The organism is Pseudomonas sp. B33.4 (assembly GCF_034555375.1).
Classification (GTDB): domain Bacteria; phylum Pseudomonadota; class Gammaproteobacteria; order Pseudomonadales; family Pseudomonadaceae; genus Aquipseudomonas.
Window position 1 is genome coordinate 4982297 of record NZ_CP140706.1, and the last position, 22952, is coordinate 5005248.

At 59.1% G+C, this 22952-nt stretch carries 24 protein-coding genes; 11 read left to right on the forward strand and 13 right to left on the reverse strand.

All coding sequences use genetic code 11. The annotated features are described in order from the left end of the window. The first annotated feature begins 129 nt into the window (after positions 1-129). Positions 130-435, forward strand: a complete 306-nt coding sequence (locus U6037_RS21955) for a PepSY domain-containing protein (protein WP_007917758.1) — start codon at positions 130-132, stop codon at positions 433-435. A 257-nt stretch (positions 436-692) separates the two neighbouring features. Here the strand turns inward: U6037_RS21955 and U6037_RS21960 are convergent, their stop codons facing one another. Next, positions 693-1133 carry a hypothetical protein gene (locus tag U6037_RS21960; protein WP_322844508.1) on the reverse strand — a complete coding sequence of 147 codons (441 nt, stop codon included), beginning with the start codon at positions 1131-1133 and terminating at the stop codon, positions 693-695. A 110-nt stretch (positions 1134-1243) separates the two neighbouring features. Then, the gene (locus U6037_RS21965; protein WP_322844509.1) at positions 1244-2866 is read right to left on the reverse strand and encodes a methyl-accepting chemotaxis protein; all 1623 of its coding nucleotides are present in this window, start codon (positions 2864-2866) and stop codon (positions 1244-1246) included. 277 nt (positions 2867-3143) lie between these two features. Here U6037_RS21965 and U6037_RS21970 point away from each other — a divergent pair, with 277 nt between their 5' ends. Continuing rightward, a complete protein-coding gene (locus U6037_RS21970) occupies positions 3144-4166 on the forward strand; it encodes a transporter (protein ID WP_099756971.1) in 1023 nt (340 codons plus the stop codon). Between the two features lie 135 nt (positions 4167-4301). After that, complete coding sequence (locus U6037_RS21975) at positions 4302-5915, forward strand: inorganic phosphate transporter (RefSeq protein ID WP_322844510.1); 1614 nt, start codon at positions 4302-4304, stop codon at positions 5913-5915. Positions 5916-6035: 120 nt separating this feature from the next. On the opposite strand, the gene U6037_RS21980 is transcribed toward U6037_RS21975, so the two are convergent. Continuing rightward, the gene (locus U6037_RS21980) at positions 6036-6932 is read right to left on the reverse strand and encodes a LysR family transcriptional regulator (protein ID WP_322844511.1); all 897 of its coding nucleotides are present in this window, start codon (positions 6930-6932) and stop codon (positions 6036-6038) included. A gap of 120 nt (positions 6933-7052) precedes the next feature. On the opposite strand from U6037_RS21980, the gene U6037_RS21985 reads away from it, so the two are divergent. Beyond that, positions 7053-7811 carry an SDR family NAD(P)-dependent oxidoreductase gene (locus tag U6037_RS21985; protein ID WP_322844512.1) on the forward strand — a complete coding sequence of 253 codons (759 nt, stop codon included), beginning with the start codon at positions 7053-7055 and terminating at the stop codon, positions 7809-7811. Between the two features lie 47 nt (positions 7812-7858). Here the strand turns inward: U6037_RS21985 and U6037_RS21990 are convergent, their stop codons facing one another. Further along, positions 7859-8296: a multidrug/biocide efflux PACE transporter gene (locus U6037_RS21990; RefSeq protein WP_322844513.1), complete on the reverse strand. Its 438-nt coding sequence runs from the start codon at positions 8294-8296 to the stop codon at positions 7859-7861. A gap of 89 nt (positions 8297-8385) precedes the next feature. Here U6037_RS21990 and U6037_RS21995 point away from each other — a divergent pair, with 89 nt between their 5' ends. Next, positions 8386-9240 (forward strand): LysR family transcriptional regulator, encoded by an 855-nt coding sequence (locus tag U6037_RS21995; protein WP_322844514.1) that lies wholly within the window; start codon positions 8386-8388, stop codon positions 9238-9240. Between the two features lie 326 nt (positions 9241-9566). On the opposite strand, the gene U6037_RS22000 is transcribed toward U6037_RS21995, so the two are convergent. From U6037_RS22000 to U6037_RS22010, 3 genes are read right to left on the reverse strand one after another with little or no spacing between them, the layout of a single operon-like run. Then, entirely contained in the window at positions 9567-10808 is a 1242-nt protein-coding gene (locus tag U6037_RS22000) for an RNA polymerase sigma factor (protein ID WP_322844515.1), read from the reverse strand. Beyond that, on the reverse strand, positions 10801-11145 hold the full coding sequence (locus U6037_RS22005; protein WP_008081988.1) for a YciI family protein: 345 nt from the start codon (positions 11143-11145) through the stop codon (positions 10801-10803). Before U6037_RS22005 ends, U6037_RS22000 begins: the two co-directional genes overlap by 8 nt. 39 nt (positions 11146-11184) lie before the next feature. Further along, entirely contained in the window at positions 11185-11610 is a 426-nt protein-coding gene (locus U6037_RS22010; protein WP_322844516.1) for a YybH family protein, read from the reverse strand. 141 nt (positions 11611-11751) lie between these two features. Between U6037_RS22010 and U6037_RS22015 the strand changes: the two genes are divergently transcribed. After that, the gene (locus U6037_RS22015; protein ID WP_322844517.1) at positions 11752-12237 is read left to right on the forward strand and encodes a GNAT family N-acetyltransferase; all 486 of its coding nucleotides are present in this window, start codon (positions 11752-11754) and stop codon (positions 12235-12237) included. 18 nt (positions 12238-12255) lie between these two features. After that, entirely contained in the window at positions 12256-12861 is a 606-nt protein-coding gene (locus tag U6037_RS22020) for a pyridoxamine 5'-phosphate oxidase family protein (protein ID WP_322844518.1), read from the forward strand. A gap of 136 nt (positions 12862-12997) precedes the next feature. Here U6037_RS22020 and U6037_RS22025 read toward each other — a convergent pair whose 3' ends face one another. The 3 genes from U6037_RS22025 to U6037_RS22035 all read right to left on the reverse strand — a co-directional run bounded on the left by U6037_RS22025 (position 12998) and on the right by U6037_RS22035 (position 15035). Beyond that, positions 12998-13486: a GNAT family N-acetyltransferase gene (locus U6037_RS22025; protein WP_322844519.1), complete on the reverse strand. Its 489-nt coding sequence runs from the start codon at positions 13484-13486 to the stop codon at positions 12998-13000. Positions 13487-13810: 324 nt separating this feature from the next. Continuing rightward, positions 13811-14305: a GyrI-like domain-containing protein gene (locus U6037_RS22030; protein ID WP_322844520.1), complete on the reverse strand. Its 495-nt coding sequence runs from the start codon at positions 14303-14305 to the stop codon at positions 13811-13813. 67 nt (positions 14306-14372) lie between these two features. Continuing rightward, complete coding sequence (locus tag U6037_RS22035) at positions 14373-15035, reverse strand: LysE family translocator (protein WP_322844521.1); 663 nt, start codon at positions 15033-15035, stop codon at positions 14373-14375. Positions 15036-15174: 139 nt separating this feature from the next. On the opposite strand from U6037_RS22035, the gene alaC reads away from it, so the two are divergent. Continuing rightward, positions 15175-16392, forward strand: coding sequence for an alanine transaminase (gene alaC / locus U6037_RS22040; protein ID WP_322844522.1), 1218 nt, complete (start codon positions 15175-15177; stop codon positions 16390-16392). Between the two features lie 181 nt (positions 16393-16573). Here the strand turns inward: alaC and U6037_RS22045 are convergent, their stop codons facing one another. Continuing rightward, on the reverse strand, positions 16574-17929 hold the full coding sequence (locus U6037_RS22045; RefSeq protein ID WP_322844523.1) for a GntP family permease: 1356 nt from the start codon (positions 17927-17929) through the stop codon (positions 16574-16576). 82 nt (positions 17930-18011) lie between these two features. Further along, the gene (locus tag U6037_RS22050) at positions 18012-18545 is read right to left on the reverse strand and encodes a gluconokinase (protein ID WP_007917804.1); all 534 of its coding nucleotides are present in this window, start codon (positions 18543-18545) and stop codon (positions 18012-18014) included. A gap of 215 nt (positions 18546-18760) precedes the next feature. Between U6037_RS22050 and U6037_RS22055 the strand changes: the two genes are divergently transcribed. Further along, complete coding sequence (locus tag U6037_RS22055; protein WP_322844524.1) at positions 18761-19792, forward strand: LacI family DNA-binding transcriptional regulator; 1032 nt, start codon at positions 18761-18763, stop codon at positions 19790-19792. A gap of 162 nt (positions 19793-19954) precedes the next feature. Here the strand turns inward: U6037_RS22055 and U6037_RS22060 are convergent, their stop codons facing one another. Beyond that, positions 19955-20827 carry a LysR family transcriptional regulator gene (locus U6037_RS22060; protein ID WP_322844525.1) on the reverse strand — a complete coding sequence of 291 codons (873 nt, stop codon included), beginning with the start codon at positions 20825-20827 and terminating at the stop codon, positions 19955-19957. Positions 20828-20949: 122 nt separating this feature from the next. Here U6037_RS22060 and U6037_RS22065 point away from each other — a divergent pair, with 122 nt between their 5' ends. Both U6037_RS22065 and U6037_RS22070 read left to right on the forward strand, forming a co-directional pair. Beyond that, positions 20950-21390 carry a PACE efflux transporter gene (locus U6037_RS22065; RefSeq protein ID WP_322844526.1) on the forward strand — a complete coding sequence of 147 codons (441 nt, stop codon included), beginning with the start codon at positions 20950-20952 and terminating at the stop codon, positions 21388-21390. Between the two features lie 125 nt (positions 21391-21515). Then, complete coding sequence (locus U6037_RS22070; RefSeq protein WP_322844527.1) at positions 21516-22940, forward strand: MFS transporter; 1425 nt, start codon at positions 21516-21518, stop codon at positions 22938-22940. Positions 22941-22952 lie beyond the last annotated feature (12 nt).

Genomic DNA, 22952 nt, shown 5'->3' on the forward strand with positions numbered 1-22952 from the left:
CGGCGTGGGCTAATTGAACAAACGACGCAATCGAGTGCAGCGTTTTAAGGGTGAGTTAAGTTGCGCTGTTTAATCTGAACCCACTGAAACAGCACACCCGCTTAGACAAACACCTAAAGGATTGAACCGATGAAAACTTTGACTGCCCTGTTTACCGCCGCTGCCCTGACTCTTACCGCTGGCCTGGCCCAGGCTGATGTTCGCGTTGACCAGATTCCTGAACTGGTTAAGTCGGGCAAGATCAAGTCGCTGGAATCGATGAACGCCGAAGCGCTGAAACTGCATCCGGGTGCGACCATCACTGACACGGATCTGGATAACCACTTCAATGGTTATGAGTACGAAGTTGAATTGAAGACGGCTGATGGCAAAGAGTTCGATGTGGACTTTGATGCCACCACTGGCAAGGTGTTGAGCAACAAGCAAGACACTTGATACCGCGAATAGGGAAAGCCGCACGATTGAATGATCGTGCGGCTTTTTTGTGTTCGGCTTTTTTAATTGGTTGTCAGTGAGATTTTCTCCCCCTCACCCCAGCCCTCTCCCCCCAAGGGGCGAGGGGGAAAGGGAGCAGATCGGCGGTTACTCAAGCCCTGAGTTCGAGCCGATATTTCAGGTCGGCGTAACTCGAATAGTCACCACGGTCAGTCCCCTCTCCTTTTGGGAGAGGGCTAGGGTGAGGGGAAAAGGCATCACGCCGAGGTGCTGACCAGCGAACCCGAGGTGCTCGAGTCGGAATCCTGCAAGGCCTGCAACAATGAGGCTGTGGCGGTGGACAGGGAGGCCGAGGTGGCGGTGATTTGCGCCTGAGCCGCCGCCACTTCAGTCGCCTTGGCATCCGAACTTTCCTGCTTCGCCTGCGCCGCTTGCAGCGCTTGCTGCTCCTCCTGCAATTGCTTCTGCAACTCGGCAATCTGCTTGCGCAGTTCTTTCACCGAATCCGATTCTTCGCTGCTGCTGGAACTGCTGCCGCCCGAAGGTGCTGCGCCGCCAGCCGCTTTCGGCGCGTCGGTGGCTGCGTCAGTGCTGGCGGTTGCACTGGTGGAAGTGTCGTCACCAACGTCACTGATCGACGTTTTGCTGGTGGGTGTGGTGACAGTCTGGTTGATCGAAACAGAAGTGATGCTGACCATGGAAAGGCTCCAATGCCGGTTATAGATAACCGGTCATCGACCCTGCCCGCCTCAATTTGAGATCGACTGTGTACCGACTCGGTATCCGAACCGGTACACGTCTGATAGCGTCAGGCGCTCAGGCGAGCGGTGACTTCATTGAGTTGCCCTGACAGACCATGCAGGTTCTGGCTGGCGCTTTCGGTGCGCTGCACGTTGTCGAGGTTGGTGCTGGCGATCGAGGTGATCTCGGTGAGGTTGCGCGAGATGTCCTCGGCCACCGACGTCTGCTCCTCCGCAGCGGTAGCGATCTGACGGTTCATGTCGCGGATCGCTTCCACCGCGTGAGTAATGCGCTCCAGCATCGCGCCGGCCTGAGTCACTTGCTCGACACTTTCATCGCTGCGCGTCTGACCGCTGTCGATGGCTTGCGCCGCATCCACCGCACCAGTCTGCACGCTCTGAATGATCTGGTTGATCTCGATGATCGACTCGGCGGTGCGCTGTGCGAGGTTGCGCACTTCATCGGCGACCACGGCAAAACCACGCCCGGCCTCACCGGCCCGCGCCGCTTCAATCGCGGCGTTGAGTGCCAGCAGATTGGTCTGCTCGGCGATGCCGCGAATCACTTCCAGCACTTTGCCGATGCGGCCGCTGTCGGCTTCCAGGCGACGGATCACCGTGGCGGTGTTGGCGATTTCGCCGCGCATCTGAGTGATCGAGTGGATGGTGCTCTGCATGACCTTTTCACCCTGTTGGGCGGACTGATCGGCATCGTCGGCAGCACGCGCGGCATCGGCGGCGTGACGCGCCACTTCCTGCGCAGTGGCGGACATTTCATTCATCGCCGTGGCCACCTGATCGGTGCGGTTGAACTGTTCGTTGGTGCCGCCGGCCATGGTCGTGGCGATGGCGTTCAACTCACCGCTGGCGCTGTCCAGATCGCTGGCGCTGCGCTGCAAGCGGGTGAAGGTGTCGGCGAGAAAATCACGCAGGGTGTTGGCCGCTGCAGCGAGATTGCCCAACTCATCCTGACGGTCGCTGACTACACGCTCGGCCAGTTTGCCGCGACTCAACTGGGTGACGTAATCGATGAGTTTGCGGATCGGCTCGACCAGGTTGCGGTTGACCAGCCACAGACTCAACAGGCCGATCAACAGCCCCGACGCGAGCATCACCAGCAAACCAAACAACACCGTGCGATCGGCCTCGGCACTGATCAGCGCCGACTGCTCTGTACCTTGCTTGCGCAATTCAGCGACCAGTTCGCTCATCTGATCGCTGGTGGCGCGATCAACGCCTTTGACCGCTGTGTCACCCGCCGTCGGATCGCCACCGGCGGCCACGTAGGCATCGCGTCCCCTCTGATAAGCGCTACCCAGTTGACGGTGTTCGTCACGCAGACGCTCGATGCGCGCTTTCAGACTGGGCTCAATGCCTTTCTGCCCGGCCAGTTCACCAAGGATGTTCTGCACATCGCGCTGACGATCTTCGAACTGGCCCCAATACTTGGCCAGATCCGCCGGTTGCTTGCCGCGCAGCAGGACGTTTTTCCACTCCTGCACCTGCACCTTGAATTGCAGGTTGGCTTCGTCGATCAATTGCGAGGTGTGCAGGGGACCGGCGATCAACTGGCTGTAGCTTTGCACGCCGTTGGAGAGGAAATGAAAACAGGCCAGCGCGATCAACAGCACCGCCAGCAGGCTGCCGCTCAGCAGGGCGAGAATTTGCGCTCTCAGGGATTTTTGCAGCATCGAAAGATACTCAAGACAAGGATGAGGCACGCCCGGTAAGGCGTGAAATTTTGCCGGACATCCATGTCGGCGAGCCTTGGCTCATGGCCAATGGCGCGCAACGTAACCTAAGCGTCATCGGCGTGCCAGAGCGCTTCTTGAAGAAAATCCGACCATCGGTAAGCCGCTGATTTGACGTCATTTTGCTGTCACACAAACGTCATGTGACATTGCGATGATGCGGCTCAGTGAACCTGCCATTTACGCGACCGACGTACCCTCCTCGCAGCGAGCCTTCATGAACCACAGCCTCGATATCAGTCATCGCGATCCTGATCTGTTTGGCCTGCTCTACGGCTTTCGTTTCCTGCCCGGCGAACGTGGCCGCGAAGTCGATTCGGCCACGGCATTGCGCTGTTTGCAGGATGACAACGACACGGGTGAATTCCTTTGGCTGCACCTCAATCTGGCGCATGCCGCGTGCGAGCGCTGGATGAAAAGCCATCTGCAATTGCCCGAAGAATTTTTCGAGGCGCTGCACGAAGGTTCGCGCTCGACGCGCATCGAGCACGTCGACTCGGCGTTGCTGGCGGTGGTCAACGATGTGGTGTTCAACCTCAGCAGCATGGTCTCCTCGGACGTGTCGACGCTGTGGGTCTGTGTGCGCAGCAAGCTGATCGTCAGTGCGCGCTTGCAACCGTTGCACTCGGTGGACAAATTGCGCTCATCGGTGAAGGCCGGCGAACGCTTTCGTTCGCCCTCGGAACTGCTCGTACATCTGTTGCGTGATCAGGGTGAAGTGCTGACGCAGATCGTGCGCAAGACCAGCATGAGCGTCGATCAGGTCGAGGACGAATTGCTTTCCTCGCGGCTGTCGACCAACCGTGCCGAACTCGGTGCCAACCGGCGTGTGCTGGTGCGCCTGCAACGGCTGCTGGCGCTGGAGCCGGGTTCGTTATTGCGTTTGCTCAATCGGCCGCCGCCTTGGTTGCAGAAGGAGGACGTCAAGGAACTGCGCAAATCCACCGAGGAATTTGCGCTGATCATCAACGACCTCACCGCCCTCGGCGAGCGGATCAAACTGCTCCAGGAAGAGATCGCCGCCAACCTCAACGAACAGAGCAACCGCACGCTGTTTACGCTGACGGTGGTGACTGTGCTCGCGTTGCCGATCAACATCATTGCCGGTTTTTTCGGGATGAATGTGGGTGGCGTGCCGTTGTCGCAGGATCCGGAAGGGTTCTGGATATTGGTCGCGCTGGTGGCGACGTTTACCGTGATTGCCGGGCGTTGGGCGTTTCGCAAGCGCGGAGATTACTAAGGCTGCGATCTTTTGATTTTGCCTCCAGATCAATGGTCAGGCTATTCAGCCAAACACTGACATGGCGCAGTCTCTCTGTAACATTCTGCAACGATCATGGGCGACACTCCTTCCCTCGCTCAGGATTGTCCTCCCATGGCTACTCCCTCCCTGACCGCCAGCCCCGCGTCCGCCGCCAGCGGCAGGCCAGCCCTCGACAAGAAAACCAGCCCGTTTACGTACGTGATCTTTTTCGCCGTGCTGGCGATGGGGATGTTGTTCACCGCCTATAGCCTGATGCACGACATGCACGAACTCGGCACGGTGGTGACCACTTGGACGCCGTTTCTGTTGCTCGGAGTAGCGCTGCTGATTGCCCTGGGTTTCGAGTTCGTCAACGGTTTCCATGACACCGCCAACGCCGTGGCGACGGTGATCTACACGCACTCGCTGCCGCCGAATGTCGCGGTGGTCTGGTCGGGCTTCTTCAACTTTCTCGGGGTGCTGCTTTCGAGTGGTGCGGTGGCGTTCGGCATTATCGCCTTGCTGCCCGTAGAGCTGATTCTGCAGGTCGGTTCCTCTGCCGGTTTCGCAATGATCTTCGCCCTGCTGATCGCGGCGATTCTGTGGAACCTCGGCACCTGGTGGCTGGGTTTGCCGGCGTCGTCTTCACACACTTTGATCGGTTCGATCATCGGCGTCGGCGTGGCCAACGCCCTGATGCACGGCCGCGACGGCACCAGCGGTGTCGACTGGGCACAGGCGACCAAGATTGGTTACGCCTTGCTGCTGTCGCCGTTGGTGGGTTTCGGTTGTGCGGCGCTGTTGCTGCTGGCACTGCGCGCGTTCGTGAAGAATCGCTCGCTGTACAAGGCCCCGGAAGGCAACGCGCCGCCACCGTGGTGGATTCGCGGTTTGCTGATTCTGACTTGCACCGGCGTGTCCTTCGCTCACGGCTCCAATGACGGCCAGAAAGGCATGGGCCTGATCATGTTGATTCTGGTCGGCACGCTGCCGATGGCCTACGCCTTGAACCGCACGATGCCGGAAGAACAGTCGCTGCAGTTTGCCGCCGTGGCACAAGTCACCCAGCAAGCGCTGGTGAAAAGTGCACCGCTGCCGACACCGGCCGATCCGCGTGCGGTCCTCTCCGATTACGTGCGCAGCAAGGAAGCCACGCCGCAACTGATCCCCGCCCTCGCCGCCCTCACCGGGCACATTGGCGAAGAAGTCAAAGGCTACGGTTCGCTGGCGAAAGTCCCGGCCGAAGCCATGGGCAACGTGCGGAATGACATGTACCTGGCCAGCGAAAGCATTCGCCTGATGGACAAGAACAAGGTCGGCAATTTCGACGCCGACACCAGCAGCAAACTGCAACTGTTCAAGCAACAGATCGACAACGCCACGCGATTTATTCCGCTGTGGGTGAAGATCGCCGTGGCCATCGCGCTGGGGCTGGGCACCATGGTCGGCTGGAAGCGGATTGTGGTGACGGTGGGCGAGAAGATCGGCAAGACCCACCTGACCTATGCGCAAGGTGCATCGGCGGAAACCGTGGCCATGCTGACCATTGGTGCGGCGGACATGTTTGGTTTGCCGGTGTCGACCACGCATGTGTTGTCGTCGGGTGTGGCCGGGACCATGGTTGCCAATGGCGGCGGGTTGCAGATGAAGACCATCCGCAATCTGCTGATGGCGTGGGTGCTGACGCTGCCGGCCGCGATCCTGCTGTCGGGCAGCCTTTACTGGCTGTTCACCCAGATCTTCTGACCCCCCACAAATCCCCTGTAGGAGCTGCCGAAGGCTGCGATCTTTTGATCTTGTTTTTAAAAAGCAAAATCAAAAGATCGCAGCCTTCGGCAGCTCCTACATTTGGATGTGTGGTGCTGGTTAGAGCGCGGAGCGAATCAGGTCGCCGAGCCAATCCATAAACACCCGCACCCGCAACGGCAGATGCCGTTGTCGCGCATACAGCAATGAAATGCCCATCGCCGGCGCCGTGAATTGCGGTAGCACCGTCACCAGTTCGCCGTTATCCAGATGTGGTTGCATGCCGGTGCGCGGCACCTGCGTCAGACCGAAGCCGCCGAGGCACGCCGACTCGTAAGCGTCAGTGCTGTTGACAGTAATGCTGCCTGCCATCGGCAATCGTTTCACCTGCCCGCCCTCCTCGTACACAAATCCTTCCGAACGCGAACCGAGTACGCCGACGTAATGCACCAATCGATGCTGCGCGAGATCTTCCAGCGACTGCGGCACACCGTAGCGTTCGAGATAGGCAGGGCTGGCGCAATTGACCATGGGGAAGTCACCGAGGTGCCGGGCGACCACCGATTGATCCGGCTGTGCGCCAATCCTCACCACGCAATCGAAGCCTTCGCTGAGCAGGTCGACGCGGCGGTCGGTGCTGCTGATTTCCAGCTCCAGATTCGGATGGCGATCCATGAATTGCGGCAGGCGCGGCATGATCAGGCGTCGCGCGAGAATGTTCGGCAGGTCGACGCGAATACGCCCGGTCAGCGAAGCCTCGTCCTGGCGGAACAACCCTTCAATCTCGTCCATGTGCGAGAGCAGATCCTTGCTGCGTTCGTACAGCACCAGTCCGTCCTGAGTCGCCTGCACCTTGCGTGTGGTGCGTTGCAGCAGGCGCGTGCCGACCAGTGCTTCGAGCGCTTGCACATGCTCGGAAACGGTCGATCTCGGTAAGCCCAAGCTCTCGCCAGCGAGGGTGAAACTCGACAGCTCGCTGACACGGACGAAGGTGCGCAGCAGTTCCAGTTTGTTCATGGCGGGCCCTTGATTGTTCGGACTATCCGATCAGTGATTCCGGTTCAGCTCTGTTTATCATCTTAGGGCGGATAAATAAACTGAGTCCCGTCACCACTCACCGCAATCGAGGAAGCCTCCATGAATCGCAAAATCGCATTGATCACCGGCGCCAGCCGTGGCCTCGGCAAAAACGCCGCCCTGCACCTTGCCGCTCAAGGCATCGACATCATCGGCACTTACCACAGCCGCGTCGATGAAGCTCAGGCGCTGGTGAGCGAAGTGCAAGCACTCGGCGGCAAAGCCGTGATGCTGCAACTGGATGTTGGCCGCAGCGAAACCTTTGCCGATTTCGGTACACGTGTTGTGCAGGCGTTGCAGCAGACTTTCGGCCGCCAGCGTTTTGATTTCCTGATCAACAACGCCGGGTTCGGCTTGCATGCCAGTTTCGCCGAGACCACCGTCGAGCAATTCGACCTGCTGATGAATGTGCACCTCAAAGGGCCGTTCTTCCTGACCCAGCAACTGCTGCCACTGATCAACGACGGCGGTCGGATCATCAACATCTCCAGCGGCCTCGCGCGTTTCACCATCCCCGGCGCCAGCGCTTATGCCGCAATGAAAGGCGCGATTGAAGTGCTGACCCGCTATCAGGCGAAGGAGTTGGGCGCACGGCAAATTGCCGTGAACACCCTGGCACCCGGTGCCATTGAAACCGACTTTGGCGGCGGCACCGTTCGCGACAACGCGGCAGTGAATGCAATGGTCGCCGACAACACTGCGTTGGGTCGCGCCGGCCAGCCGGATGATATTGGCGGGGCGTTGGCGCTGTTGCTGTCGCCGGGTGCGCAGTGGATCAATGGTCAGCGGGTCGAGGCATCCGGCGGGATGTTTCTCTAAATACCGGGCACAAAAAATCGCAGCCTTCAGGGGCTGCGATTTTTTGTTCAACCCTGACACGCGTTACGCATTACCAAGCGCTCGCGCAAGACGTCATAGCCCCAGTGATACACATAGGTGTACGGCAGGAAAAACAGCAACACGCCGATGTCGAGCAAAAACGCCTGCCACAGGCTGACCGACAGCCACCAGGCAATCAGCGGCACACCCATCACGATCAAACCACCCTCGAACAGCAGCGCGTGCACCACCCGTACCCAGGCGTTGTGCGCAACGTCCATCCGCACCAGCAGGCGATCGAAGAAGCGGTTGAACACCACGTTCCAACCCAGTGCCAGCATGGCGATCAGTACAGTCACCGCGCCCATTTCAAGCATCGGTTTTTGCATGATCCACGCCAGCAACGGGGTGCAGATCAGAATCGCCAGCAGTTCGAAACCGATGGCCTGGAAAATACGTTCAGTGATGGATTTGTTGGCAGTCATGGCCTGAGTCCTTGAGTGAAGATGGTTGCCATGATCTATGCTCGCATCGATACTTCATAACCAATAACCATCGATCAAGGCGATAGTTGATGATTTCACAGGAAGTGCTGCTGGCATTTGTCCAGGCTGCCACCCAAGGTTCGTTTTCGGCAGCGGCGCGCAAGCTCGGGCGCAGCCAGTCGACCATCAGCGCGGCGGTGGCCAGCCTGGAGATCGATCTGGATCTGCAACTGTTCGATCGCAGCAGCCGCAAACCGACGCTGACCCCGGCCGGGCATGTGATGCTGCAACGCGCCGAGGCGATTCTGGCGGCCAGCAGCCGCCTGGAAATGACCGCCCGGCAATTGTCCCAAGGCGTTGAGCCAAAGCTGACCGTGGCGATTTCCGATACTTATCAGTCGTACCGTTTTGAAGCGGCGTTAGTGGACTTCGAACAGCGTTATCCGGACCTGGAGCTGGAGTGCCTGATCGCCGAATGCGATGACCTGGTCGAGTTGGTGCAGCGTGGTCGCGCGCATCTGGCATTCGCGGAAATGCAAGAGAGCTACCCGCCGGATCTGGTCACCTCGACCGTGGCCGAGCGCACGGAGATCGCCTTGTTCGTTAGTCGCGACCATGCGCTGGCCAAGCTTGATCACATTGATCAGCACATCCTCGAGCAGCATCGCGAGTTGCGCCTGGCGACGATCGTCAATCCGTATGACAGTCGTGGCAAAGGTCGCGTGTGGTCGGCGCCGAGTTACCTGATGCTGCTGGAAATGGCCGAGAAGGGCTTTGGCTGGGCGCCGTTGCCGCGCTGGCTGGCGCAGCGGTTTGGCAATGATCTGTTGGTCGAGTTGAAAGTGCGCGGGTGGCCGAAACCGGTGTTTGTCGATGCGTTGTGGTCGCGGCTGTATCCACCGGGGCCGGCGGGGAGTTGGTTGTTGAGCAAGATGCTGGAGTAGCGGTTGAAGATCGAGCCCCCTCACCCCAGCCCTCTCCCGGAGGGAGAGGGAGCCGACCGAGTTGTCTTGCGTCAGACAACGACCTGAGAGACCGGGTCGATTATGGATTCATTGGATATGAGCTCAAAGGCCCTCACCCCAGCCCTCTCCCGGAGGGAGAGGGGGCCGACCGAGTTGTCTTGCGTCGTACATCGACCTGAAAGACCGAGTCGATTATGGATGTATAGCTAAGGTTTACACCTCGATTATGGATTCACAATTGAATTTTCAGGTCGGCGTACTTCTACAGCATCCCCCAATCGGTCCCCTCTCCCCCTGGGAGAGGGCTAGGGTGAGGGCAATTCCAGCGCCGAAAGCCGCCCTTCAATAAACCGCCGTTCCGGTTCCTGCCGCGTAAGCTCCAAGGCGCGCAAATACGCCGCCCTCGCCTCTTCCACCCTGCCCAACTGCCGACAAAATTCCGCCCGCGCCGAATGCGCCAAGTGATAATCCTGCAGCTCACCCCGGGCCAAAATACCTTCAATCAGATTCAACCCCGCCAACGTCCCATCACGCTTGGCCACCGCCACCGCCCGGTTCAACTCGATCACCGGCGAAGGCACCGCGCGCAACAGCACGTCATACAAGCCAACGATCTGCTCCCAATCGGTTTCTGCTGCCGTTGGTGCCTCGGCATGCACCGCCGCAATCGCCGCCTGCAAACAATACGGCCCGAACCGCCGCGTAGTCAGCGCACGCTCAACCAGCGCACAACCTTCAGCGATCAACTTGCTATCCCACAATGAACGATCCTGATCATCCAGCAGCACCAGTTCACCCTCCGCCGAAGTGCGCGCCGCCCGTCGCGATTCATGCAACAACATCATCGCCAACAGCCCCATCACTTCCGGTTCCGGCAGCAACTCCATCAACAACCGCCCCAGCCTGATCGCCTCACGGGTCAAATCCTCCCGGGTCAATTCAGCCCCGCCCGACGCCGAATAGCCTTCGTTGAACACCAGATAAATCACCCGTAACACGCTGTCGAGGCGCTCGGGCAATTCGCTCAGGCTCGGTACTTGATAAGGGATTTTTGCGTCACGGATCTTGGCTTTCGCGCGCACGATGCGCTGGGCAATCGCCGCTGGCGCGCAGAGAAAGGCGCGGGCGATTTCCTCGGTGGTGAGGTCGCAGACTTCACGCAACGTCAGCGGCACTTGCGCATCCGCCGCCAGCGCCGGGTGGCAACAGGTGAAGATCAGCCGCAGGCGATCGTCTTCCACATCTTCACCACTCCAGTCGGCCTGCTCGAGTTCTTCCAGCTGCGCCAACAGCAAGGGCTGTGAAGCTTTGAAGCGTGCACGTCGACGCAACACATCAATTGCCTTAAAGCGCCCGGTCGACACCAGCCAGGTGCGCGGGTTGTCCGGCACGCCGTCGCGCTGCCAGCGCTCGACCGCGACGAAGTACGCCTCATGCAAGGCTTCTTCGGCGAGGTCGAAATCACCCAACAGGCGAATCAGCGTCGCCAGAATCCGCCGCGAGTCTTCGCGATAGACCTGCTCGACCCGCGCCCGAACCTCAGACATTCAACTGCCGCACCGGGCGTACTTCAACGCTGCCAACCCGCGCCGCCGGAATGTTGCCGGCGACCTGGATCGCTTCGTTGAGATCCTTGGCGTCGATCAGGTAGAAACCAGCCAATTGCTCCTTGGTTTCAGCGAACGGGCCATCGGTGATCGACAACTTGCCGTTGCGCATGCGCACCGTGGTGGCGGTCTGCACCGACTCCAGCGCCTCGGCGGCAACCATCCGCCCGCTGCCCTGAATCGACTCGGCGTAGGCCCAGCACTCGGCGTCCTCCGGGCTGTCGGGCGATGAATGCAGCAGACGCTCGTCGCTGTAGACCAGGCATAAATACTTCATGGCGTTCTCCTGAATCGGACGTTTCACTATGGCTGAAGATCAGGGCTGCACATCAAACAGGGTCGCGCCGCTCATCGGATCGAAAGGGGCCGACCAATGTTCATGGGCGATTTTCCACGCCCCGCCGACCTGCCGATAGCAGGCGGTGACGCGCATCCAGCAGCTCTGGGTTTCGCCTTTCTCATTGGTGCCGCCGCAGTTGGCGACCCAATGGGCGAAGGCGATGTTGTCGGCGCTTTCGATGGCAATTTCGTGAAACTCGAAAATGTGCGGGCCGGGGCACATTTCCATGCACGCCACCCAGTGCGCGCGGTAGGCAGGTTTGCCCTTGAATTGCAAAGCCTTGATCGCGTCGAAGGAGACGATGTCGTCGGCGTACAGCGCCATGACTTTCTCCACGTCCTTGGTCATGACGGCTTCGCGGTAGGTGTTGATCAGGGTCTGGATGTCAGATTGTGCGCTCATGGTGTTCTCCGTGGTTTTTGTTGTGAGGACACCCTTAGTCGCTTGGTGGATCGGCAGATCGACAGACGAAACAAAAAATTTCCACCGCAGACAAAATCGCTAGAATCCGAGGCTCGTCTTTGTAGGAAAAAGGAAATTCCCGTGTCAGCCCAACTCGTGCCGTACGACAGCCTTAACGCTTTGCAGCGTGAGCAAGTCGAAGCGATTGAAATCCATGCCGAGCAGATCAAGTTCTCTGGCGATATTCATGGTGCCTTGCATACTTTGCTGTCGAAACCCGGCCCCGGCGTGAAGGGTTTTGCGCTGCTGGCGGATGAAGTACCGGTGGCGTTTCTGTTGCTCAAACGCCCGCCAGTGTTGCCGGCCTGGGCTGATGAACACAGCGCCACCTTGCATGCGTTGCAGGTTGATCGCCGGGCGCAGGGCAAGGGTTACGGCAAGGCCTGTCTGCAAGCGCTGCCCTCGGCCGCGCGTCTGGCGTGGCCGGAAATCAAAGGACTGGAATTGTCGGTGGACGCAGACAATGACGCGGCTATCGCGCTCTACGCCAAGTACGGCTACGTCGACAGCGGCGAAGCGTACAAGGGCCGGATCGGTTACGAACGACGCATGGGTCTGTTTTTCTAAGTCAGCGGGAGAGCAAGGATGATCGATTCGATCGAAGCGCTGGAAGCGATTTACGGACTGCCCCACGACCGCGCGGTGCGCAAGCAGATTGGTTTTCTCAACGAGGATTATCAGGCGATGGTGCGGGTTTCGCCGCTGGTGATCGTCAGCTCGGTGGGCGCCGATGGCCTGGATAATTCACCGCGGGGTGACAAAGCCGGGTTTGTGCGGATCATTGATCAAAACACCCTGGCCCTGCCGGATCGCCCGGGCAACAACCGCATCGATACTTTGCGCAATGTCCTGCAGGATCCGCGAGTATCGCTGCTGTTCATCATTCCGGGGATTGGCGAGACGTTGCGGGTCAATGGCACGGCGACGATCAGCGACGATCCGCAGCTGCTGGAAAGCTTTGCGGTGAATGGCAAACCGGCGAAAACGGTGTTGCTGGTGACGGTGGAAGCGGCGTTCTTTCATTGCTCTAAAGCCTTCGTCCGCTCCGATGCATGGAACCCGGAAACGCATCTGCCGCGCTCCGCCCTGCCCTCTGCTGGCGCCTTCCACAAACGCCTGAATGATGGGCAGTTTGATGCCGACACTTACGATCGTGAAGCGCCAAAAAGAGTAAGCGACACCCTCTACTGAACGCGGAACTCAAAGCGCCACAACCCCCTGTGGGAGCGAGCCTGCTCGCGAAAGCGTCATATCAGTCAACAAATTGGTTGGCTGACACGGCCTCTTCGCGAGCAGGCTCGCTCCCACAGTTTTGATCGGTTTTGGGTCAGAGAGTCAGGATCATCTCGTGCCACGCCATGCCGCCGTGGTCGGACTCCGATGGTTTGATGTAGGCGAAGCCAAACCCGGCATACAGCGGGATGTGTTTTTCTTTGCACATCAGGTGAATCGTCGCTTTATCCATCCCGCGCATACGCTCGATGAACTCGCCCATCAAACGCTTGGCCAAACCCTGCCCCTGATAATCCGGATGCACCACCACCGACATGATCACCACGTTCGGCCCTTTCGGGTCGTGGCCAATCAGTTCCTTGAACGCCTCGTCCGACATCTGCACATCAAACGCCGCACCCGAATTGATGAACCCTGCCACCACGCCATCCACTTCTGCCACAACAAAGCCTTCCGGCCAGGTGGCGATGCGCGTGGCGATCTTGTCGCGGGTCGCCGCTTCGTCGCCTTCGTAGGCAACGGTTTCGATGGCGTAGCAGCGGTCCAGGTCGGTGGCGGTGACGTTGCGGATGACGGTGTTCATGGCGGCTCGGAAATCAGCAGAAGAAAGTGCCGAAAGCATAAAGGAATAAGGCCTGCATATCGATGCGCATGGGCGGCGTAAAGCTTGCGTATAAGCGCTTTTCTTCGCGGTCGGAGCGGGCTATTTCTGAGGTGTGTCTCTGACTACCCTTGGGGGGAACCGCTTATGAGCAGCGTTGAAATTGGCCTGTTGATGGTGTTGGGCATCAGTACGTTCGGCTTTATCACCTTGGGCATCGACCTGTTGCGGGCGCGACGGTTGGGCAAAGGCAAGCGCGGTTGAAAACCATGCGGCGGATCAGTGATCAGCCGCATGGTTGTCTGCTCAAACCTTGGTATCGACCGGCACGCAGATTTCCAGTTTGCCGGTGTGCAGCTTCGGATTGAAATCCGCGCTGTAACGCTCCAGCTCCGGGGCGTTGAGCTCCACGTAATGAGAGGTCGGCAACCAGGTCTTGTAGATGTATTGCAGGGTTTGCGGCAGCTGATCGAGTGGCCCTTGGTGCTCGAACACCGCGTATTGCCGGGGCAGCACTTCGACCCATTGGTAGACCTTCTGGTCGAGGTCATCGAGCTTGCTGATTTCTACCCCGGCGATGTAATCGAAGCCGCCCTTGCCGTCGAAGTTGCTGCATACCCCGTAGGTCACTTCGTTCTTTTGCCCCTGTATTTTTCCCAAGTGCGGCAAGAACTTTTCCCACAACGCGGGAATGTCCTTGGCAGTGTCTTGGGTAAAACGACCGCGAAAACCTGCAATCAGCAGGAAGTGTCCATGTTCGAAGCGAGGTTCAGCCACTTCGACGCGTTTTTGCTCATCCATGACTCGACTCCTGGAACAAGAAAGGGGTTCGGCTGGGAGTATAGAAAGCCAAACCCAATTCGCACGCTTACAGCGAATGCAACTGCTCGACGGCGCCCGAACCGATAAATTCGTTATAGCCAGATACGATCACGTAGACCGCGAAATAGCAGAAGATCGCTGCAGATGCCATGTAAGAATAGCGCAGCAGCTTGTCACCCAGCAGCTTGCCACCGTGGCTCGCGGCAAAACATAAACCCGCCGACCACAACAGCCCGGCGCAAAGGAAACCGCCAAGGAACAGCGCCGAACTCAAAGGGCCGCCGCCACCGGAACGGGCGATCAAGGTGCCACCGACCGCTGCAAACCAGAGAATCGCGCTTGGCGATGACATAGCGAGAAAAATCCCACGGAAGAACTCCTTGCGATGGGAGTTCTGCCCTACCTCGGCGGTCTCGGCCAGCAGCGTTTCGTGATGGATCGCCGAGTAGATCATCTTCGCCGCAAAGTAGATCAACAGCGCCGAACCACCGATCCACAGCACCCAGCGCACGCTTTCGTACTGCAGCAAAACCGTCATGCCGGCCAACGCCAACACCGCGTAAATCAGGTCGCCGACACAGGTGCCGAGGCCCAGTGCAAAGCCCTGAAAGTAACCGCGCTGCATCGCCAGGGTGATCATGGCGATGTTGGCCACGCCGATATCCAGGCACAGCGAAAGGCTCAGCAAGAAGCCGCTGGTGAATTCCATCTACCGATTTCCTTGGGCAAAATTTGTTGAAAAACGCGCTGGACAGCATGCCATCACAGCCCTTATCTTCCGCCACAGGTCACCGCAGTGACCAGCGTCGCTCGGACGGTTCCGGGCGCTTACGTTATCCGAGGCAACAATGGCCGAACAAGGTTCGCCGCGCCGCTTTGCGCGCATAGATCGACTCCCCCCTTACGTTTTCAACATCACCGCCGAGCTGAAGATGGCCGCCAGGCGTCGTGGTGAAGACATCATCGACTTGAGCATGGGCAACCCCGACGGGGCCACGCCGCCGCACATTGTCGAAAAACTCGTACAAGTTGCCCAACGCGAAGACACCCATGGTTACTCGACGTCCAAGGGCATTCCGCGCCTGCGCCGGGCGATTTCCAACTGGTACAAGCAACGCTACGAGGTCGACATCGACCCGGAAAGCGAAGCCATTGTCACCATAGGTTCCAAGGAAGGCCTGGCGCATTTGATGCTGGCGACCCTGGATCAGGGCGATACTGTGCTGGTGCCGAACCCGAGCTACCCGATTCACATCTACGGCGCGGTGATTGCCGGCGCCCAGGTGCGTTCGGTGCCGCTGGTGCCGGGGGTGGACTTCTTCGATGAGCTGGAGCGGGCGATTCGTGGTTCGATTCCGAAGCCGAAAATGATGATCCTCGGCTTCCCGTCCAACCCGACTGCGCAGTGCGTGGAACTGGATTTCTTCGAACGCGTGATCGCTCTCGCCAAGCAATACGACGTGCTGGTGATTCACGATCTGGCATACGCCGACATCGTTTACGACGGCTGGAAAGCCCCGTCGATCATGCAGGTGCCGGGCGCGAAGGACATCGCGGTGGAGTTTTTCACCCTGTCCAAGAGCTACAACATGGCCGGCTGGCGCATCGGTTTCATGGTCGGTAACCCGGAACTGGTCAACGCTCTCGCGCGGATCAAGAGCTACCACGACTATGGCACCTTCACTCCGCTGCAAGTCGCGGCAATTGCCGCGCTGGAAGGCGATCAGCAATGCGTGCGCGACATCGCCGAGCAGTATCGCCAGCGTCGCAACGTGCTGGTGAAAGGTCTGCATGAGCTGGGCTGGATGGTCGAAAATCCGAAGGCGTCGATGTATGTCTGGGCGAAGATTCCCCAGGCGTATGCGCATCTGGGTTCGCTGGAATTCGCCAAGAAACTGCTGGCCGAGGCCAAGGTCTGCGTCTCGCCGGGGGTGGGGTTTGGTGAGTATGGCGATGATCACGTGCGCTTTGCGCTGATCGAAAACCAGGACCGGATTCGTCAGGCTGTGCGCGGGATTCGCGGGATGTTCCGAGCCGATGGTCTAGTCGCAAAAACTGGCGGCTAACACCTATCCCCTGTGGGAGCGAGCCTGCTCGCGAAGGCGTCGTGTCAGCTACATTAATGCTGACTGACCCACCGCTTTCGCGAGCAGGCTCGCTCCCACATTGGTTTTGTGTGTAGCGAAAAAATCATCACCCACAAAAAAACCGCATCGCTGCGGTTTTTTTGTGTCTGCAAGAAGCTGTTTAAACGAACAGCGACAACAGCAGGATAAAGCCCAACGCAACCACCGACAGGATAGTTTCCATCGCCGTCCAGGTCTTGAACGTCTCGGCCACGGTCATGTTGAAGTACTGCTTCACCAGCCAGAAACCGGCGTCGTTCACGTGCGACAAGATCAACGAACCAGCGCCGGTAGCGAGTACCAGCAACTCACGGTTAACGCCCGGAATCATCCCCACCACCGGCACCACAATGCCCGCGCCCGTGATGGTTGCGACCGTTGCCGAACCGGTAGCGATACGGATCACCGCCGCCACCAGCCACGCCAACAGGATCGGCGAGATCTGCGCGCTGACCGCCATGTGGCCAATCACGTCGCCCACACCGCTGGTGACCAGCATCTGCTTGAAGCCACCGCCCGCACCGATGATCAGAATGATCGCGGCGGTTGGCGCCAGACTGGCGTCGAGCCACTTGAGCATCTGCTGGGAACCGATGCCCTGCTTGTGCCCGAAGGTGTACAGCGACAGCAGCAACGCCAGCAGCAGTGCGGAGATCGGGTGACCGATCATGTCCATCCAGGTGCGGAAGAAGTGGCCGTCCGGCAGCGCCACGTCAGCGAAGGTTTTCAGCAGCATCAGGAACACTGGCAACAGCACGGTGATCAGGGTGATGCTGAAGCTCGGCAGCTTGGCCGAGTCGTCGTTTTCACGGGCCAGTTGATCGACCAGTTCCTGATTCGGGTGACCCGGAATGTGCTTGGCGATGAACGTACCGAAGATCGGACCGGCGATGATCGCGGTCGGCAGCGCAACGATCAGACCGTACAGAATGGTCTTGCCGATGTCCGCGCCGAACACGCCAATGGCCAGCAGCGGGCCCGGGTGCGGCGGCACGAGACCGTGCACGGCGGACAGACCTGCGAGCAGCGGGATACCGATCTTGATGATCGATACGCCAGTGCGGCGCGCAACGATGAACACCAATGGAATCAGCAGGACAAAACCGATCTCGAAGAACAGCGGAATGCCCACCAGGAACGCGGCGAACATCATTGCCCACTGGACTTTTTCTTTACCGAACGCACGGATCAGGGTCTGGGCGATCTGATCCGCCCCGCCCGACTCGGCCATCATTTTGCCGAGCATGGTGCCCAGCGCGAGGATGATGCCGACGAAACCGAGTACGCCACCAAAACCGTCCTGGAACGCCTTGATGATGGTGCCGACCGGCATACCGGAAGTCAGACCGAGGAACGCGGCGGCAATGGTCAGGGAGATAAACGGGTGTAGCTTGAACTTGGTGATCAGGACAATCAGTCCGATCACCGTGACCACTGCATCAAGCAGCAGAAACGCGTCGTGGGACATGCCAAACATGGGGGGTGTCTCCTGGATTGTTGTTGTTATTAAAGCGGGTTAAACAGAAGTCGGGAGGACCGCGCTAGCTCTTTCAACACACTCATACCGCCTGTTTCAGACCGTGGGCCTGCCACCAGACGTGAGCCTGGGACGCCAACTCTTCAACACTGTGGATCGAGGCATTCAGGGCCAACGTCAACGGCTCGCCCTTGGGCGATTCGAGGGTGGCGAACTGGCTTTCGATCAGCGTGGCCGGCATGAAGTGGCCCGGACGATGGGACACACGCTCAGCGGCGACTTCAGGGGTCAATTCAAGAAACACGAAACCCAGGCCCGGCAAGGCGCTGCGCAGCACTTCGCGATAACTGTGTTTAAGGGCCGAGCAGGTCAGCACCGGGCGTTTGCCCGACGCATCGACGCGACGCAGTTCATCGCACAGGCTGTCGAGCCAGCCGGCGCGGTCGTCGTCGTTCAGGGGGATCCCCGCGCTCATCTTTTCGATGTTCGCGGCCGGATGGAAAGTATCGCCTTCAATGGCAGTGGCGCCGCTCAATTGGCACAGGGCCTCGCTGACGCACGTCTTGCCGCAACCGGCAACGCCCATGATGACCAGGGCGGTGATGGGATGACTCATATAACACCTCAGCGCGCAGACAGCGCTACCTTTGCTAGCTATGACTCTAGTGCACAGGCAGAAGTTGCCGACGCCTTCTTGTCGTTTTTTTGGGTTGCAGCAGGTTTGTTCCCAACACCAAAAAGCGAAGATCAGGCAGGACCTCGCTTACGCATTTACAGCTGCATCAGGACAGCGCTACCTTAGTGCCTTGATTTTTGTTTGGCAAGCCGTCGATGACCACCCCTAAAAACGATAAAAATACCCGCACCACCGGCCGTCCCACCCTGAATGAAGTTGCCCGCCTGGCCGGTGTCAGCCCGATTACCGCCTCCCGCGCCTTGCGTGGGGTCAGCACCGTGGCCACGGAACTGGTGGAAAAAGTGCAGAAAGCCGCCAGTGAACTCAACTATGTGGTGAACCCCGCCGCCCGTGCGCTGGCCTCGGCGCAGAGCCATTCAGTGGTCGTGTTAGTGCCTTCGCTGTCCAACCTGTTGTTCATCGACACGCTGGAAGCCATTCATCGGGTATTGACGCCCAAAGGCTTCGAAGTGCTGATCGGCAATTTCCACTATTCCCGTGATGAAGAAGAAAACCTGCTGCGCAACTACATGGCCTATCAGCCGCGCGGTTTCCTGTTGACCGGGTTTGATCGCACGGAAAGTTCGCGGCGGATGATCGAGGCGAGCAACATTCCGTGCGTGTACATGATGGAGCTGGACAGTGCCGCTGGCGTGAATTGCGTGGGTTTCTCGCAGCTCAGCGCCGGTGAAACGGCGGCGGAGCATTTGCTCTCTCGTGGACGCAAGCGTCTCGCTTACATTGGCGCGCAGCTTGATCAGCGCACCTTGTTGCGCGGTGAGGGTTTCCGCAAAGCGTTGCAGAAGGCCGGGCGTTATGACCCGGATCTGGAAGTGCTGACGCCACGCGCTTCGTCGGTGGGGTTGGGTGGGGAATTGTTTATGCAGTTGCTCGCGGCGCATCCGGATGTCGATGCGATCTTCTTTGGCAACGACGACCTGGCACAGGGTGCGTTGCTCGAAGCATTACGCAATGGCATCAAGATTCCTCAGCAAGTGGCGATTCTCGGTTTCAATGACTTGCCGATGTCGGAACACATGGTGCCGCGTCTGAGCAGCATCAACACCCCGCGTGAAGCGATTGGCCGGCGTGCGGCGGAGCAGATGCTGACGTTGATGGCCGGTAACAGCGTGGCGCGGCCGGTGGAAGACATGGGCTTTGAACTGAAGATTCGCGAAAGTACCTGACCTTCGAAACCTTGTGGGAGCTGGCTTGCCAGCGATGGCGGCAGCTCAGTCGATAATTTGTTGGCTGATACACCGCTATCGCTGGCAAGCCAGCTCCCACAGGTTTTGTGGTGTTCACAAATCCAGAGTTCGACCACAATTCCTGTGGGAGCGCCACATTCGCTAGTGGCTGAGCAGGTCAACCAGGGCCAGCGCGCCTTTCTGTAGCGGCTGGCTCTTGAGCCACACCGCATGCACCGGCATCACCAGACCGTTTTCGATGTTGCGGAAGTTCAGCCGTTTCAGCCGCCCGGCCTCGATCCGCGACTGCACCACCGACAACGGAAAGTTGCCCCAGCCCAATCCCGCCTCGACCATTTCCATCGCCGTCTCGAGGCTGTCGGTGCGCCAGTACGATTCTGCCACCAACGGCCGTGTTTCGCTGATCGGCAGATCGCGACTGGCAACGATGATCTGCCGCACATGCACCAGGTCTTCAAGAAACACATCCTGCCCCTGCAACAGCGGACTGTCCGCTGCCAGCGTGGCGATCATCCGTTCGCTGCCGACAAACTGAAAACGCTCCAGCACGTTCATGCTCAACCCGGCGAACGCCAGGCACACGCTGACCCGGCCGCTGTGCAGCATCGCCAGCACGTCATCCTGCGGTGCGGTCAGCACTTCGATATCGAGCAATGGATGACGCGCGGCGATCACCTTGATCGCGGCCAGCAAACGCCGCCGGTCGATGTCCGCGACCACGCCGATCGACAACTTGCTCTCCAGCCCCAACGACAATTCCACCGCGTGCACTTGCAGTTGCTTGAGTTGCTCGGCGATCAGCCGCGCGTGTGGCACCAGTGACAGCGCCATCGCCGTGGGTTGCGGTTCGCGGTGGCTGCGGTCGAAGAGCAGATAACCCAGTTCGGCTTCAAGGTTGCCAATGCTCATGCTGACGGCGGAAGGCACCCGACCTAACGCACGCGCCGCCGCTGAAAACGAGCCGCGTTCGATCACGGCAAGAAACAGCTCGATGCTGTCGCTGTTGAAATTCACCCTGCACACCTATCAATAAAACTGAAAGTAGCTGACTTTTTCTGTCAGCCCTATTGAAGCTATCTTTCGTCGCCTTCGCCAGTCCCGCTGGCCAACAAACGGCAAGAAAGAGGCAAATCCCCATGCAAGGCGTCAAACGCAAACTGGTCTACGTGTCGCTCTACGAAGTGATCGGCATGACCTTCTCGGCCCTCGGTCTGGCATTGTTGTCCGGCACTTCGCCGGGCAGCACCGGGCCGCTGGCGGTGATCATTACCACCATCGCCGTGACCTGGAATTTCATTTACACCTCGATGTTCGAACACTGGGAGAGTCGGCAGATATCGCGAACCCGCACAGTGAAACGGCGCATCGCTCACGCGGTCGGTTTTCAACTGACGTTGATCGTGTTCCTGATTCCGTTGATCGCCTGGTGGATGAACATCAGCCTGGTGCAGGCGTTTCTGCTGGATCTGGCGCTGATCATTTTCATCCCGTGCTACACGTTCGCTTTCAACTGGCTGTTCGATCGGATTTTCGGGCTGCCTGCCTCGGCATTGCCGGATTCGCCGGCTGCAGCATAAATCGTTAATTCGTAAACAGATATTGCGAGAAATCAGCGGTTTACCGGGATAATTCGCCGATATTCACAATCCGTTAACTCCGATAGCAGGCTAAGCTTTTCCATCAATAAAAAATGGATCAGCCCATGACTGCTCACGCCCCCGCCGCCGCGCAAAGCGACGGCATCGACCCGATCCGCGCCGCTCAGGTGTCCGCCCGCATCGATCGCCTTCCGGCGGTCGTAACGATCTGGCGGCTGGTGGCGCTACTGTCGATCGGTGGTTTTTTCGAACTCTATGATTTGTTCCAGACCGCTTACATCAGCCCCGGTCTGATCCGCGACGGCATCTTCGCCACCGGCAATCAGGGCGTGTTCGGTTTCTCCGATCAAGCGGCGTTTGCTTCGGCAACATTCCTCGGCCTGTTCCTCGGCGCCAGCCTGCTCAGCCCGCTGGCGGATCGTTTCGGCCGCCGTGCGATCTTCACTTTTGCGCTGGTCTGGTACACGGTGGCGACAGTGTTGATGGGCATACAGAGCTCGGCGCTGGGTATCATTTGCATGCGTTTTCTGGTCGGCATCGGCTTGGGCATCGAGTTGGTGACCATCGACGCCTACCTCTCGGAACTGGTGCCCAAACGCATGCGCAGTTCGGCGTTCGCCTTCGCGTTTTTCGTGCAGTTTCTGTCGGTGCCAGCGGTGGCGTTGATGTCGTGGTGGCTGGTGCCGCAAGCGCCATTCGGCGTATCCGGCTGGCGCTGGGTGGTGTTGGCCAGTGCGGTGTTTGCGCTGTTTATCTGGTGGCTGCGCAAGCGTCTGCCGGAATCGCCACGCTGGCTCGCGCAGCATGGCCGCTTTGATGAGGCCAAGCGGATTCTCGACACTATCGAGGCCCGCTGTGAAAAGGATCACGGTAAACCGCTGGACGCCCCCGAAGCCGTTCCGGTCGATGTCGAAGGCAAGGGCCGCTTCGCCGATATCTGGCAGCCACCGTACCGCCGTCGCGCGTTGATGCTGATCGTTTTCCACATTTTCCAGGCCATCGGTTTCTTCGGCTTCGGCAACTGGTTGCCGGCGCTGCTGTCCGGTCAGGGTGTCAGCGTTACCCATAGTTTGATGTACGCGTTCATCATCACCCTCGCCTACCCGCTCGGGCCGCTACTGTTCGTGAAGTTCGCCAACCGCTTCGAGAACAAGTGGCAGATCGTCGGCTCGGCCCTCGGCGCGATGACCTTCGGTACGTTGTTCGCGCTGCAGACCAGCGCGTTCGGGCTGATCTTCTGCGGGGTGATGATCACCTTCTGCAACGCCTGGTTGAGCTTCAGTTATCACTCGTACCAGAGCGAACTGTTCCCGACCAACATCCGCGCCCGCGCGGTGGGTTTCTGCTATTCGTTCAGTCGTTTGTCGACGGTGTTCAGCAGTCTGTTGATCGGTTTGTTTCTCGACAACTTCGGCACACCGGGGGTATTGGCGTTCATCGTCAGCAGCATGCTGATCGTGATGGTGACCATCGGTTGGTTCGGTCCGCGCACACGCAATCTGGCGCTGGAGAACATTGCCCATCGCTGAGAGGCAACGGTC

Bases quoted from the DNA above. Each gene is read 5' to 3' on its own strand.
- U6037_RS21975 (WP_322844510.1), top strand. From the start codon at position 4,302: ATGGCTACTCCCTCCCTGACCGCCAGCCCCGCGTCCGCCGCCAGCGGC.
- U6037_RS21955 (WP_007917758.1), top strand. From the start codon at position 130: ATGAAAACTTTGACTGCCCTGTTTACCGCCGCTGCCCTGACTCTTACC.
- U6037_RS22055 (WP_322844524.1), top strand. From the start codon at position 18,761: ATGACCACCCCTAAAAACGATAAAAATACCCGCACCACCGGCCGTCCC.
- U6037_RS21990 (WP_322844513.1), bottom strand. From the start codon at position 8,296: ATGACTGCCAACAAATCCATCACTGAACGTATTTTCCAGGCCATCGGT.
- U6037_RS22010 (WP_322844516.1), bottom strand. From the start codon at position 11,610: ATGAGCGCACAATCTGACATCCAGACCCTGATCAACACCTACCGCGAA.
- U6037_RS21970 (WP_099756971.1), top strand. From the start codon at position 3,144: ATGAACCACAGCCTCGATATCAGTCATCGCGATCCTGATCTGTTTGGC.
- U6037_RS21995 (WP_322844514.1), top strand. From the start codon at position 8,386: ATGATTTCACAGGAAGTGCTGCTGGCATTTGTCCAGGCTGCCACCCAA.
- U6037_RS22035 (WP_322844521.1), bottom strand. From the start codon at position 15,035: ATGGAATTCACCAGCGGCTTCTTGCTGAGCCTTTCGCTGTGCCTGGAT.
- U6037_RS22050 (WP_007917804.1), bottom strand. From the start codon at position 18,545: ATGAGTCATCCCATCACCGCCCTGGTCATCATGGGCGTTGCCGGTTGC.
- U6037_RS22005 (WP_008081988.1), bottom strand. From the start codon at position 11,145: ATGAAGTATTTATGCCTGGTCTACAGCGACGAGCGTCTGCTGCATTCA.
- U6037_RS21980 (WP_322844511.1), bottom strand. From the start codon at position 6,932: ATGAACAAACTGGAACTGCTGCGCACCTTCGTCCGTGTCAGCGAGCTG.
- U6037_RS22030 (WP_322844520.1), bottom strand. From the start codon at position 14,305: ATGGATGAGCAAAAACGCGTCGAAGTGGCTGAACCTCGCTTCGAACAT.
- U6037_RS22000 (WP_322844515.1), bottom strand. From the start codon at position 10,808: ATGTCTGAGGTTCGGGCGCGGGTCGAGCAGGTCTATCGCGAAGACTCG.
- U6037_RS21960 (WP_322844508.1), bottom strand. From the start codon at position 1,133: ATGGTCAGCATCACTTCTGTTTCGATCAACCAGACTGTCACCACACCC.
- U6037_RS22065 (WP_322844526.1), top strand. From the start codon at position 20,950: ATGCAAGGCGTCAAACGCAAACTGGTCTACGTGTCGCTCTACGAAGTG.
- U6037_RS21985 (WP_322844512.1), top strand. From the start codon at position 7,053: ATGAATCGCAAAATCGCATTGATCACCGGCGCCAGCCGTGGCCTCGGC.
- U6037_RS22045 (WP_322844523.1), bottom strand. From the start codon at position 17,929: ATGTTTGGCATGTCCCACGACGCGTTTCTGCTGCTTGATGCAGTGGTC.
- U6037_RS22020 (WP_322844518.1), top strand. From the start codon at position 12,256: ATGATCGATTCGATCGAAGCGCTGGAAGCGATTTACGGACTGCCCCAC.
- U6037_RS22025 (WP_322844519.1), bottom strand. From the start codon at position 13,486: ATGAACACCGTCATCCGCAACGTCACCGCCACCGACCTGGACCGCTGC.
- U6037_RS21965 (WP_322844509.1), bottom strand. From the start codon at position 2,866: ATGCTGCAAAAATCCCTGAGAGCGCAAATTCTCGCCCTGCTGAGCGGC.
- alaC (WP_322844522.1), top strand. From the start codon at position 15,175: ATGGCCGAACAAGGTTCGCCGCGCCGCTTTGCGCGCATAGATCGACTC.
- U6037_RS22070 (WP_322844527.1), top strand. From the start codon at position 21,516: ATGACTGCTCACGCCCCCGCCGCCGCGCAAAGCGACGGCATCGACCCG.